Here is a 14,060-nt window from a genome sequence, read left to right on the forward strand (position 1 = left end):
CTACTGCGCCTTAGTGTTCGAGTCACTAGCCTGCGGACTTCACAGAAAAAACTGCGAACGGGTTTAGCGATCCGAACCACTAAGAAGCATCCTCTTTAAACACTTGGCTGGCGTTTTTTAGTAAGCGTCCGCCCACACCCCTTGCTTTTTTTTGTGGCATGGATCACCGTTCAGCCCCCTTCAAACGCTACAAAAAGTTTGGGTAATACAGGGGTAGAAAACGTCAACAACCATTGACGTTAGCAAACACCTAGAGAAGAAAGCATGCACGCCGCCGCTTGGCCCCCATTGATGAACTGAAGCTCGCAGTAGACGCTGCCGCTATGCGCTGACATAGACGGCTGTGACTCTGCTTCATGCTGCTCCAAAAAGGAGTGGCGGCTTTGCTACGTCCGTGGTTTTTCGACGCTTTTGCGCGGAGAAACGGATGTTGGCTGTTTTTCGTCTTTGGTATTGATATGCATCTTTTCAACGCTTTGATGGCTCGCGCCATCCCTTTTATTCCTCGCGCAATTATCCAAAAAATCTCCCGTCGCTACATTGCCGGTGCCACGCTAGGCGAAGCCCTTGCGCGAGTTAAACAGCTAAACGCACAAGGTTTTTGTGTGACGCTCGACGTATTGGGCGAGACTGTTTCGACCCCACAACAGGCTGAGAATACGGCGATCGATTACATTGATTTGCTTGAAGCGATTCAAGCCAATGGATTAAAAGCCAACATTTCGATCAAGCCTTCCTCGCTTGGATTGCTCTTGGACATGCAGCAATGCGAACGCCTCGCAGAGCGCATTCTTGAAGCGGCAGAGGGTCACAAAAACTCTGTTTGCATAGATATGGAAGATGTTAGCTGCACGCAAAAGGAAATCGATCTGTTCACCCGGTTGAGGACAAGCCACGACAATGTTGGGCTGGCATTGCAGGCCTATTTGAAGCGTACTTATCAGGATATTGAGGTGCTCACACGCGAAACAAGCACTGTGCGCATCTGCAAGGGTATCTATGTGGAGGAACGATCGCACCTTGTGAGCGGCTCTTGGAGTGACCGTACCGCCATCAACAAGCATTTTTTGGATCACGTCAGGCGCTGCTTTAAAGCCGGCAGCTTCGTCGGTGTGGCCACGCACGACGCGGCACTGATCGAGCACGTTATTGCTCTGGCTCGAGACAACGGTATCGACAGAACCCAGTTTGAGTTCCAGATGCTGCTAGGCGTTTGCGAACCCTTGCGGGACAAGGTGTTGAGAATGGGATTCAACGTGCGCATCTACGTACCTTTTGGTCGGGACTGGTACGGTTACAGCACGCGCAGACTGAATGAGAATCCTAGTATCGCGGGTCATGTCGCCAAAGCACTTATTGGTCTCTGACGACCTAATAAAAGCACACAACACAACAGGATCACTGCACTCAGTAAGTAAACCCGAGGTGCGATCACTTTGATCTGAGCAGAGGTCATGTCCTGGCGTAATTTGTGATGGGATGTTGTGGTGAGCGGGGCAAGCCCGCTCACTACAGAGTTATTTGCCAGCCTTTAGGTGTTATGCAGAGGTCTATACCCCCGATAGGAGTGGGTCAGTCCGCGATGACCACAATCGACACCCGACGATTCTCCGTACGCCCAACCGCCGTGGTGTTGGAGGCCACGGGCTCGGCGCTGCCCAACCCGCGCAGTTGGATGTTTTCTTCTTTCATGCCTACGCCTGTCAGCACCGTGGCCACGCTTTTGGCGCGGCGCAGGGAGAGTTGCTGGTTGTAGGTTTCTTTGCCGGAGGCATCAGTGTGGCCATCGACGCGTACGCGTTCGATGCCGACGCCCAGCAAGGCCTTACCGATGCGTTGGACGATGTCGGTGCTGGGCTGGTTGAGGGTCTCGACGTCGCTGCCAAACAGCACTTTGCCCGACAGACCAAAGGCCCAGCCTTCGTCGGTGAGTTCGAAGCCTTGTTGTTTGAGGACGGCCACCTGGGCCGGGGTCAGGCCTTTGGGTGGGGCTGTCTGGCAGCCGCCCAGGGCCAGCAGTGCCATCAATAATGTAAAAAACAGAACGCGTGTGGTTGAAAACAAGGGATCAACTCCTGTGTTGAACATTGACGGTGGAGTGCTCCGACTCTGCCGTTTGCTGGCCGCCCTGGGAAACCCGTTTGGCCTGGTACATCGCCGCGTCGGCGGCGTTGAGCAAGGTGCCGGGGGTGACACCATGATCGGGGTAGATGGCGATGCCGATGCTGAGGGAGGTCAACACCTGGGTGTTGCCCGGCACGGCAATCGGCAGGTCCATGCTGGCGATGATCTTGTCGGCGATGCGCTGGGCGTCTTCGACTTTGTGCAACGGCGCCAGCAGGATGGCGAACTCATCGCCGCCCAGGCGTGCCACCAGGTCGTCGTCACGCAGTTGTGCCCGCACGCGCTCGGCGACGGCCACCAGCACGGCGTCGCCGGCGGCATGGCCGAAGTTGTCGTTGATGTCTTTGAAGCGGTCGCTGTCGAGGAACAACACCGCCACCCGCTCGTTGACCTTGGCCGCGCTACGCAGCGCACGGATCAGCCGGCCTTCGAAAAAGGCACGGTTGGGCAGCCCGGTGAGGCTGTCGTGGTTGGCCTGGTGAGCCAGGGTTTCGTTTTCGCTTTGCAGGTGGCTTTGCCAGGCTTCCATCTCGCCAAGCAAGGCATTGAAGTCGCTGCCCAGGCTGTCGAGTTCGGCGATGCGTGCCGGCGGTACGCGGCGGTCGAAGTCGCGTTCGCTGCGCGCGGCGTGGGCCACGGCGGCGAGGCTTTGCAGCGGCCCGGTGATGCCCTTCAGCAAACGGCGCGCCAGGTGCAGGGCAACCCAGGCGCTGAGGACGGTACAGATCAGGATGCCCGCAAGCCCACTGAGCAAAAAGCGCAGCAGACTGCCACCGTGACCGGTCAGGTGGATGCTACCGATGGCCCGCCCCTGATGCAGGATCGGCTGGCTGATGGGCTGTTCGAGCAAGGTATGCGCCAACGCCAGTTCAACCCGCGAGAGCATGCCGGTTTCGGGGCGCTCCCAATGAGCCAACAGCCTGCCGCTGGCGTCGAACACGTCGGCCTGGGCCACTTCTTCAGTGGACGCAATCAGGCTAAGGGCCTCGGTGGCCGCGGCGCGGTCGTTGAACACCACCGCCGCTTCCACGGTGTAATTGATGGACCGGGCGATCAGGTGCAGGTTGTGCTCGGCATAGACCCGCAGCGCCAGGACGCCAAGCAGGGTCAAGGACACACTGGCCAGGGTCACGGCCACCAGCGCCAGGATCATGTGCCCTCGACCGATGACGGAACGCAGGGTAGGTCGCACGGTCACGGCTGTCATGAGGCGGGGGCCCGACGACGGGACAATTGCAACACGCTGGGGTGGATACGCACGCCGCTGCGCGCCACCGAGTCGAGGTTGACCTCGAACGACACCTGTTCATCGCCCACCCGCAGGCAGAACAGGCTGCCGACCGTGCACTGGTCGCCACCTTCGCTGATGCTGAGCACCGGATGCCCCATCAACGAGGTAAACAGTCGACTGCGTTCATCATTGCTCAGTTTGCCGATGTACACGGCGTCGCAGGCACTGACGATGTCGGGATGATCGGCCAGCACACGCCGCACCACCACCGGACGGCCGGTGGCCTGGGTAGTGCCTTTGATCAGGTCGTCGGTGTATTGCGTCGGGCCGACGATGCACAAGCGCAATTGCGCCGGCTCTACGGGCCAGCGGGCATAGCTGAGGATGCCGAGAACCACCTGGGTCACCGCCTGGGCGCGCTGATCCGCCGGGCCGGGCGCCTCGGCCAATACGCGAGGTGCCAGCACGCATAGAACCGCCATCAGCAGCAGGCGCCTCCAGCTCAAACTCCGCTCTGTGGGCGAGACGGCCACGTTCATGCAGCGATTCTCTCAGGTGTTTTTTCGGATGATGCCGCAACGATAGCACAGCGGCGAAAAACCCCGTGAAGATGAGGTCTTCGCGGGGCCCGCTATTTTTTCAGAAATCGCTGACAGCCGAATCAGAAATCTTACATGACCTATCAGTCAGTTTTTTCCGCTTCATGACCCAACGCCAACATCAGCCCGCTCAAGCGTTTGACCTTGCGTCGCACCGCCTCCTCAAACACCCCGCCACGGGGTTCGATCAGGCTGAACCAGCGCTTGGCGCGGGTGATACCGGTATAGATCAACTCCTTGGTCAGCACCGGGTTCAAGGCGTCCGGCAGGATCAGGGCGGTATGGGTGAATTCCGAACCCTGGGATTTGTGCACGGTCATGGCGTACACGGTTTCCACATCATTCAGACGGCTTGGCAGTACAAATCGCACACCGCCCTGGCCGTCGTTGCGTGGGAAGGCCACACGCAGCACCTGAGGGCCACCGTCGCTTTCGGGCAGTTTGAGGGCAATGCCGATATCGCCGTTCATCAAACCGAGGCCGTAGTCGTTGCGGGTCATCAGCACCGGGCGGCCTTCGTACCATTGCTCGTCACCCTCGATCAAGCGCACTTTGCGCAAGGCAGCAGTGATGCGCAAGTTCAGCCCTTCCACCCCCCAAGGGCCCTTGCGCACCGCGCAGAGCAGTTGGAACGCATCGAAGGCTTGCAACAGTTGTTGCGCCCAGTGAGTCCAGGCCGGGTCTTCGCGCGGGGTGTCGAGGGCGGGACGCGCAGTGTGCAGCAGGTTGAGGTAATAGCGATAACCCTCGGCACCGCCGCCCTGCCCGTCCAGCACCAAGCGTTCCAGGGCGTGGTCGTGCTCACCTTTGAGGCTGACGCAGAACAGGTCGCTGTGGCTGCGCGCCGCCAGTAGTTTGCGGGCCTCTTCGGCGTTTTGCTGGTTGACCCAGCGCGCCAACTGGCCGATGCCGCTGCCTTCGCCGAAACGCCGCGAATAGCGCAGCATCACCACTTGCTGGGCCAGGGGATGGCTGCCGTCCAGGTCCTCTTGCAGGCCGCTGGTGCTGAGGTCCTCGCCGCTGACGGCTTGCAGCCATTGTCGAGTCTGAGGGCTGTACCAGCCGGCTTCGGCGTCGCGGCACAGATCGCCGAGTACGGCGCCCGCTTCCACCGAGGCGAGTTGGTCCTTGTCGCCCAGCAGTACCAAACGCGCATGGGGCGGTAACGCGTCCAGCAGGTTGGCCATCATTTCCAGGTCGATCATCGACGCTTCGTCCACCACCAGCACATCCAGGGGCAATGGGTTGCCAAGGTGATGGCGAAAGTGTCGGGTGCCGGGGCGACTGCCCAGCAAGCGGTGAACCGTGGTGACTTGGGTCGGGATCTTTTCCTTCACATTTTCCGGCACTTTCAGCGACAGCACTTGCTGGCTGATGGATTCGGTCAAGCGCGCAGCGGCCTTCCCCGTAGGTGCGGCCAAACGGATCCGCAACGGGCTGCCGGACTCCACGGCCGGCGCCTGCAACAGCGCGAGCAGGCGCACCACGGTGGTGGTCTTGCCGGTGCCGGGGCCGCCGGTGACGATGCTGAAGGCACCTCGGGTGGCCAGGGCGCAGGCAAGTTTTTGCCAGTCGATCACACCGTCGGGGGCCGGTTGGTCAAACAACCCGTTCAAGCGTTGGGGCAAGTCGGCGGCGACGCTTTCCTGAGTCGCGAGGCGCAGGCGCAGGGCGGTGTCGATACGTCGCTCGTAGGCCCAGTAGCGGCGCAGGTACAGGCGTTTGCCCGACAGCACCAAGGGGCGACTGTGTGCCGACTCACTGTCATCCAACGCCAGGGCGACCAAGGGGCTGGCGGCCAGGGCCTGGCACCAGTGGGCGCCGTCGAGGCCGTCGAGCAACTGCGATGGCAGCAACATGGCGCCGGTTTGCAGGTCGCCTTCGGGTGGCAGGGACAATGCAAAGTCCGGTGCCTTCAAGGTTTCGAACAGGTCCAGGCACACATGGCCGTGGCCCAGTTGATGGCTGGTCAGCGCCGCCGCGAGCAGCATCAAGGGGTCGGCCTGCGGGTCGAGTTCGTGCAGGAAGCCGATAAACGCTTTGTCCAAGGCGCGCAGCCAGCCCCGGTCAACCCAGCGTTCAAACAACTGCACCAGATCGGCGGCGCGGCTCAGGGGTTCCAGCGCCTCAAGCGGTAACGGCGACAGGCTCATAACAACACTCCTTGTTCCCAGGTGGGCTCAACCTTGGGCGGGATGGGCTTGCCTTGGAACAACAGGTCCAGGCCTTCGATCAGTTCCCGTGGCGGGCGGGTAAAATACGCGCCTTGGCTGGCGGACTGGGTACCGCGCAGGAACAGGTACAGCGCACCCCCGACGTGACGGTCGTAGTCGTAGTCCGGCAGGCGTGCCTTCAGTTGGCGGTGCAGGGCCAGTAGGTAAAGCACGTATTGCAGGTCGTACCGGTGCTCAAGGATCGACTGCTCCATGGCCGCTTGGGTGTAGGCCGAATCGTCTGGGCCGAGCCAATTGGACTTGTAGTCCGCCACGTAATAACGGCCGTCGTGCTCAAAAGTCAAATCGATAAACCCCTTGAACATGCCGTTGAGCAGCACAGGCTCGGCGGCACCACGGGAAACACCGTTGTGGGTGTACTGGCACACCAGCTTGTCGAGGGCGAGCACGTCGACTTTATGGCTGGCGAACCAGAACTCCATTTCGATCTGATACTGCTGCAGGCTGCTCAGGGTGACGTGGTCGTTGTCCACAGGCAGCGGGGTTTGCAGCAGGTGGCCCAACCAATCGCTGAGGGTGATGATCCAACCCTGCCAGTTGCGTCGGTTGCAACGTGCGCCGACGGCTTTTTCGATCGCCTGCGGCGTTACGTTGAAGCCTTCTTCGCCGGCCCATTCGAGCAGGCCGTGAAGGAAGGTGCCTGGATTCGGACCGCGTGGGAAACGGTGAATGTCACCGCCGGACGCCGCCACTTCACGCGGTGCGTCGGGGTCGAGCCGTTCGTCATCAAACAGCTTTTGTGCTTGTGGGCTTTCGGGCGCTTCGAGGTGGGCGACGCTCATGCTGTCGCCAATGCGCAAGGCGCTGTAGGACGCGATCCACCAATTTTCGGCGGCCTTGCGCGTGGGCAGCAACGGCGCGAGCAAGGTGGCCTGGTTGCGCGGCGGCTGGTACACGAGGTCTTGGGCGTCGGGCACGTGGGCATAGTGGATGGCCGGGCAGCCTGCCTGCAGGTCCAGCAACCAGCGCGCCAGCCCCGCGGACTCAGCCAACGACGCACCGCCGCCAAGCAAGTAGCCCAGCGCTGACAAGTGCAAAACCGAACTGTTGCTGTTGCCACGCTTGAGGTCGGCAACACCGAGCCAGCAGGCATGTTTGGCGCGGGTCAGGGCCACGTAGAACAAACGCAGGTCTTCGGCCAGCCGCTCGTCATCGGCCTGGGCGATCAACTCGGGCGTAGGCCGCAGGCTGACGTGGGACTTGCCGTGTTCATCGTGGTAATGCAGCGGCAGCCTACTGCCGTCGACCGGTTTGGCCGAACATATGAAGGGCAGGAAGACCAGGTCGTATTCCAGGCCCTTGGACTTGTGGATCGTCACCACCTTGACCAGTTGCTCATCGCTTTCCAGGCGCAGGATCTGCTCTTCGCCGGCCTGGCCCGATAACGCGAGGTGTTCGGCCAGATGGCGGATCAGCGCCTGTTCGCCGTCCAGTTCCGAGGCGGCCTGTTGCAGTAATTCGCTGAGGTGCAACAGGTTGGTCAGCACGCGCTCGCCATCGCTGCGGGCGATCAGGGTTTGTGGCAGTTTGAAATCGTGGAGCAGGCGCCGCAACATCGGCAACACCCCTTGGGTGCGCCAGATCAGGCGGTAGCCACGGAACTGCATCACGCGGGTTTCCCACGCCAGTTCGTCCTGGTTCAGACGCTCCAGTTCTGGCAGTGACAGGTTCAAGGTAACGCAGGCCAGGGCGGCGCGCAGTGGACGCTCGACGTCCGGCTCGGCGCAGGCCTTGAGCCAGGCCAGCAGGTCGTGGGCTTCCTGGGCGGCGAATACCGAATCCTTGTCGGACAGGTACACGCTGCGCACACCACGGGCGGCCAATTCGGCGCGTACGGCTTGAGCCTCTTTACCGTCGCGGACAAGGATGGCGATGTCTGACGGCAGTACGCCGTTGAAGCTGTCGTCCGGCTGTAGGAAACCGGCCGTGCCGTGTTGGCCGCCGTTAAGCAATTCAACGATCTGCGTGGCACACGCCGCGGCCAATTGTTGTCGGTAGACGGCATTGGAAACGGGCTGATCGGTGGGCAGGTGCCAGAGGTTCATTGCTGGCAATGTTTGGCCATCGACTTGCAGTTTTTCCTTGCGGCCTTGGGATAACACCGGGTGGAACGGCACCGGGTTTTCGCCTGTCGGCTCGCGGAACAGGAACGCGCCCCGGCCTGTTTCGGCGCGCTGGAACACATGGTTCACCGCTTCGACCATCGCATGGCTGGAGCGAAAGTTGGTGCCCAGGGTGTGGTGACGGCCGGTGGTGGACTGGCGTGCGCGCAAGTAGGTGTAGATGTCGGCGCCACGGAACGCGTAGATCGCTTGCTTGGGGTCGCCGATCAGGAACAGGCCACTGTCGAGGTGGTTGTCTTCGATGCGGTAGATGCTATCGAAGATGCTGTATTGCACCGGGTCGGTGTCCTGGAACTCATCGATCAGGGCCACCGGGAATTGCTCGCGGATCACGCTGGCCAGGCGCTCGCCACCCTCGGACTGCAGGGCGGCGTTGAGGCGGATCAGCATGTCGTCGAAGCCCATTTCGGCGCGACGGCGCTTTTCTTCTTCAAAACGTTTACCCACCCAACCGGCGGCGTGTTGCAGTACGGCTGCATCTGGGGTTGGCAGGGCGTCGAGGCTGGCCTTGAGGCTGGCCATAGCGTCGATGCCGGGATGTTGTGGTGGGTCGCCCTTCCAGGCTTCGGCCATACCGTCGGGGGTCAGGCGAGTGAAGCCGGTGCCGATGTCCAGTTGTTCCAGGGTTTCGTCTGCGGCCCAGGCGCTGATCTTTTCGAACCAGGGCTCGAAGTAACGCGCTTGCATCTTGCGGCCATCGACAGCCTTGGCGGCCACGGCTTGCAGGCAGATATCACGCAGCTCGCCAGCCCATTGTTGCCAGGGCGCTTTGATGGTTATCAACGCTTCACGGCGTTCTTGCAGGCACGCGGTGATCAGTTCGGCGGGGGCGCGGGTTTCATCAGTGGGGCGCTCGCTGCCGAACAGTGCACGCACCCGCGGCATCAACGCGGCGGGGCCGCCCCAGTTGCTGCGCACCCAGGTGAGCGCGTCGTCGTGCATCGGGTAGCAGAACAACCGCCAGTAATCGCGCAGCACTTCGCCGAGCAGATCACTGTGGTCGGTTTCCAGGGTCTGGGTGAACAGGCTGCCGCTGTCGAACGCATGTTCGCGCAGCATGCGCTGGCACCAACTGTGGATCGTGGAAACTGCCGCTTCGTCCATCCATTGAGCGGCGATGTCCAACCGATTGGCGCAGGCCGGCCATTGCTCGGGAAGGTATTGGGCGCGCAGGTCAGCGATCAACGCGTCGAGCTGTTCGATCTCGCCGCGAAAAAAGCGCGCCGCTTCGGCCAGTCGGATGCGGATGCGTTCACGCAGCTCCTTGGTAGCGGCATCAGTGAACGTAACCACCAGGATTTGCGGCGGCAATAGTTCGCGGCCAAAGCCGGATTCGTCGCCACCGTGGCCGAGCACCAGGCGCAGGTACAGGGCGGAAATGGTGAAGGTCTTGCCGGTGCCGGCGCTGGCTTCAATCAGCTGGCTGCCTTTTAGCGGGAACGCCAGGGCCAAGGGTTTGCTGCTCATGCGCCGGCCTCCTCGCCTGCAAGTGATCGCCAGGGGGCGTTGATCAGCGGGCGGTACAGGGTTTCGCACCAGCCTTCGAATTCTTCGCTGGCAATCAAGGCCGCGTAATCGGGGAATTGGCGGGTGAGCGCCGGGGTTTCGCGGCGCTCGCCGTCGGTGGTCAGGCCGTCGCCTTCATAGGCTTTACTCGCTGCGGCGTGGGCCTTGGCCGGGTCGGTTTGGCTGAGCCAGGCGAAGGCGGTTTTGACCGCAACCGGCAGCGGCTTTCTCATTGCGCTGTGCCAGGCCAACAGCAAGTTGCCGAGGATTTCCCGAGCGACGGGTTTATCCAGTGGGGCCAGTAGCAGGGTGTCGTCACTGGCCACCAGACCGGTGCTCAACGGTAGGCCGCAGGCGCACGCCACCACATGGTTGACCCAAGGACGGATCAGGCGATGCCATTTGCGCGTCTTGATCGAACCGATGCTGTTGGGGATGGTGGTGACGCTTAGCAATGCGCCATCACTGCGTCGGTGCAAGCCGCTGATCCAGCCTTCCAGTGCAATGCCTTGATGCTCGAAACTGATCGGTTCGGCAGCGGTGTGTGGCGTCGGCCATAGGGCCAGCAAGTGTTGATAGCGTTGCAGCAGGTTGGGCAACGGCTCGATCAGTTCGTTGCGCAGGCACTCACCGAAACCGACCATGGGCAGCAGGCCGCTGCCCTGTAAACGCAGGGCCTGGGCATTGAGGGCCTGGTCGAGATGGTCCGGCTGGGACAGCGCGGCGTTCAGCAGGCTGTCGCTCAGACTGTAGCGTTGTAATGCATCAAGGACGAAGGGTTCTTCGTCGGCCAAGGGTACTTCGGCGGCCTCGAAGAACACTTTCAGACGCTGGCTGAAGAAGTGTTTGACCGGATTGCGTAGGAAGTCTTGTAACTGGCCAAGGCTCAGAGGTTCTTCCTGTTGATGCTGCGCCAGTTCGTCTTCTTGAGCGACGGCGATGGGCGCTTCGTGGAGCAACTGCCACTCACGGGCGTAGCTGAACAGCGGGTCGCCTTCGTGGAAGTAGCGGGCGCTGAAGGGTTGCAGTGGATGCTCCTGAGTCATGGCATGCAGCAGCGGGGTGTCTTGTGCGTGATGCCAGCCGCTGGCGATATGATCGCGCAGTTGGCCGATCAGCACCGACGCCGGGCGCTCGCTGTTATCCCGGATGCTGCGGCCGACCCAACTGATGTAAAGCTGGTCGCGGGCGGACAGCAGGGCTTCGAGCAGCAGGTAGCGGTCGTCTTCGCGGCGTGAACGGTCGCCGGGGCGGTAGTCGCTGCCCATCAGGTCGAAATCCAGCGGCGGCTGGGCACGCGGGTAATCGCCGTCGTTCATGCCGAGCAGGCAGACGAGCTTGAAGGGGATCGCGCGCATGGGCATCAAGGTGCAAAAATTGACAGCACCGGCGAGGAAGCGCTGGGACAAGCGGCCCTGGTCGAGGCCGGCCAGCCAGGCTTCACGGACTACGGTGAGTGGTAACTCGTCCTGTAGGCCAACGGACTCGCAGGTTTCCAGCCAGGTTTCCCTGAGTTGTTCGAGTTGGCCCAGGAGGTAGTCGTCGTGTTCGCTGCTGGGCAGGAAAAACAGTTGCATCAGGCGTTGCAGGCGCTCGCCCCATTCCTGAGGCGCAGCCGGTTGCGACAAGGCTTGATGAGCGTCATTGAGTGCGTCGAGCAACGCGACCAGCGGGCCGATCAGTGCTGCGTCGAGGCCACCGATTTCATCGTAGGGTTCAATCCCTTCACAGGCGGCACCACTGCCGACGGCGTAACCCAGCAGCATACGACGCAGGCCGAATCGCCAGCTGTTTTGCTCCAGATCGCCTGGCAGACCGAGGCCGGCACGTTGCTCGGCGTTAAGCCCCCAACGGATGCCGGCGCCTTCGATCCAGCGGTGCAGTGTGGGCAGGTCGCGCTCTTTAATGCCGAAGCGTTCACGCAGGGCGGGGACGTCGAGCAGGTCGAGAATCTCGCTGACCGGGAAGCGGCTGTCCGGGAGTTTGAGCAAGTGTTCGACGGCGATCAGCAGAGGGTCGCGACCGCGCTGGCCCTGGTCTGTCAGAGTAAACGGGATGAAGCGTGGGTCGCTTCTTTCCAGTTGACCGAATACTGCGCGGATGTGCGGCGCATAGCTGTCGATGTCGGGGACCATGACGATGATGTCCCTGGGGCGAAGCGTGGCGTCGGCGCTGAAGCGTTGGAGCAGTTGGTCGTGGAGGACCTCCACTTCCCGTTGGGCGCTGTGGGCGATGTGGAAGCGGATTGAAGCATCCCGCTCCAAGTCGACAGCCGGCCAGAGTTCGCGAGTCTCGTTGAGCGGGCGCAGCTCGAGAATATCGTCCTGGAGCTGGTTGAGCAGTGTGGCGGGGTTGCTGTCGCTGAACAGGTCAATGCGCCCATCGCGAAAGGCGGCGCGGTAACTATTGGGGTCGTCGTAGCTATCCAGCAGGCTGATGTAGTCACGGCCTTGTTTGCCCCAGGCAGCGAGTAACGGATGGGCGTGTTGATGCAGCGTTTGTGGATCGATGGTGACTGGCATGCCGGTCTTGCGGGCTTGGCGTTTGTATTCGTTACGCAGTAGGTCTTTGTCGGCAACGATATCGGACCAATGGTGTCGACACGGGTTGTGCACGCACAGCAGGACCTGGCTGAACCGGGCCAGACCGGCAAGGGCTTCGAGCGCTTGGGCGGGCAAGGAAGAAATCCCGAAAACGATCACTCTCGACGGCAGGCCTTGGGGGGCTTCTTCAAGCGCGTTGATACGTTCAATGAAGCGCTGGTGAACGCCGGCGCGACTTTCAGCCATGCCCGCTTCACCGACGTCCAACAGCAGCGCACCCCATAACTCGGCTTGCCAGCAGTTGGCGGGATTAAGCGGCTTGGATTCCCCTCGACCATTACGCAGTTGGTGGCGACCCGCGGCCCAGTCTTCCAGCCAATCTGCGCGGTAGACCTGATACTGGTCAAACAGGTCGGCTAGCCGCTCAGCGAGTTGGTAGCGTTTACGCAGATCGGTGTCGTGGGTCAGAAAGCGCTGCAATGGCTCGAAATGCGGTTGATCGATGAGCTCCGGGAGCAGACGCATCAAGCGCCAGGTGAGGGGGGCTTTATCGAGCAGGGACTTGGGCGGGATTTCGTCGCGCCCAAGGACCATGCGATAGAGCTGCCACATGAAGCTGCCGGGGAGCTGCACGTCGATGGCGGCAGCGATTCCGCAGCCACCCATATCGTCATCCTCTGGGTCTTCAGCCAGGGCCAGCTTGAGCCACTGGGCAATGCCGTTGCTTTGTACCAGGGCAATTTCGTTTTCCAGGGGCGCCAGGGGGTAACGGCGCATCCAGCTCACCACCAGGCCGCGTAGCTCGTCCAGGCGGTTGCCGTGAACCACCATGAATCCAGCGCTGAGGGATATCGCATCCGGCATAACGGCTTCCTTGGAAAAAGCAAAATCGAGGCGTGGACTTTAGCACTGAAGGCCGCTCGGATGAGCTTCCAGGTACTTTCCGAGCGCCCAAAACAAAACCCCATCTGCTTTCGCAAATGGGGTTTCGGAATTTAATCTTGACGATGACCTACTCTCACATGGGGAAACCCCACACTACCATCGGCGATGCATCGTTTCACTACTGAGTTCGGGATGGGATCAGGTGGTTCCAATGCTCTATGGTCGTCAAGAAATTCGGGTACTGAGTCGCGGCCAGTTGGCCTCGCTTCAGCAAATTGGATATGTGACAGCTTTCGGTGTTTTGTGAGCATCGAACTTTCGGTTCATTGCGTCTTCACACACCGCAATCTGATGCTCTTTCGAGTAGTCAAATTGCTTGGGTGTTATATGGTCAAGCCTCACGGGCAATTAGTATTGGTTAGCTCAACGCCTCACAGCGCTTACACACCCAACCTATCAACGTCGTAGTCTTCGACGGCCCTTCAGGGGACTCAAGGTCCCAGTGAGATCTCATCTTGAGGCTAGTTTCCCGCTTAGATGCTTTCAGCGGTTATCTATTCCGAACATAGCTACCCGGCAATGCCACTGGCGTGACAACCGGAACACCAGAGGTTCGTCCACTCCGGTCCTCTCGTACTAGGAGCAGCCCCTCTCAAATCTCAAACGTCCACGGCAGATAGGGACCGAACTGTCTCACGACGTTCTAAACCCAGCTCGCGTACCACTTTAAATGGCGAACAGCCATACCCTTGGGACCGGCTTCAGCCCCAGGATGTGATGAGCCGACATCGAGGTGCCAAACACCGCCGTCGATA

At 61.0% G+C, this 14,060-nt stretch carries 7 protein-coding genes and 2 rRNA genes (1 of these 9 cut by a window edge); 1 reads left to right on the plus strand and 8 read right to left on the minus strand.

Annotated features, from left to right (window positions below; all coding sequences use genetic code 11):
* The first annotated feature begins 356 nt into the window (after positions 1-356).
* Positions 357-1,367, plus strand: a complete 1,011-nt coding sequence (locus tag PspS35_RS25165; protein WP_202982116.1) for a proline dehydrogenase family protein — start codon at positions 357-359, stop codon at positions 1,365-1,367.
* A gap of 205 nt (positions 1,368-1,572) precedes the next feature.
* On the opposite strand, the gene PspS35_RS25170 is transcribed toward PspS35_RS25165, so the two are convergent.
* The 8 genes from PspS35_RS25170 to PspS35_RS25205 all read right to left on the minus strand — a co-directional run.
* A complete protein-coding gene (locus tag PspS35_RS25170; protein WP_159937238.1) occupies positions 1,573-2,064 on the minus strand; it encodes an OmpA family protein in 492 nt (163 codons plus the stop codon).
* A gap of 4 nt (positions 2,065-2,068) precedes the next feature.
* Positions 2,069-3,331, minus strand: a complete 1,263-nt coding sequence (locus PspS35_RS25175; RefSeq protein WP_159937239.1) for a diguanylate cyclase — start codon at positions 3,329-3,331, stop codon at positions 2,069-2,071.
* Positions 3,328-3,894 (minus strand): YfiR family protein, encoded by a 567-nt coding sequence (locus tag PspS35_RS25180; protein ID WP_159937240.1) that lies wholly within the window; start codon positions 3,892-3,894, stop codon positions 3,328-3,330. Before PspS35_RS25180 ends, PspS35_RS25175 begins: the two co-directional genes overlap by 4 nt.
* Positions 3,895-4,037: 143 nt before the next feature.
* Positions 4,038-6,107 (minus strand): exodeoxyribonuclease V subunit alpha, encoded by a 2,070-nt coding sequence (recD, locus tag PspS35_RS25185; RefSeq protein WP_159937241.1) that lies wholly within the window; start codon positions 6,105-6,107, stop codon positions 4,038-4,040.
* Positions 6,104-9,778 (minus strand): exodeoxyribonuclease V subunit beta, encoded by a 3,675-nt coding sequence (gene recB, locus PspS35_RS25190; RefSeq protein WP_159937242.1) that lies wholly within the window; start codon positions 9,776-9,778, stop codon positions 6,104-6,106. The genes recD and recB overlap by 4 nt, the downstream gene beginning before the upstream one ends.
* On the minus strand, positions 9,775-13,224 hold the full coding sequence (recC, locus tag PspS35_RS25195; RefSeq protein ID WP_159937243.1) for an exodeoxyribonuclease V subunit gamma: 3,450 nt from the start codon (positions 13,222-13,224) through the stop codon (positions 9,775-9,777). Before recC ends, recB begins: the two co-directional genes overlap by 4 nt.
* Before the next feature lie 135 nt (positions 13,225-13,359).
* Positions 13,360-13,475 (minus strand): 5S ribosomal RNA (rrf, locus tag PspS35_RS25200).
* Positions 13,476-13,632: 157 nt separating this feature from the next.
* Positions 13,633-14,060 (minus strand): 23S ribosomal RNA (locus tag PspS35_RS25205) (it continues 2,464 nt past the right edge of the window).

Origin of the sequence: Pseudomonas sp. S35, from assembly GCF_009866765.1 — a bacterium.
In the GTDB taxonomy this organism is placed as follows: domain Bacteria; phylum Pseudomonadota; class Gammaproteobacteria; order Pseudomonadales; family Pseudomonadaceae; genus Aquipseudomonas.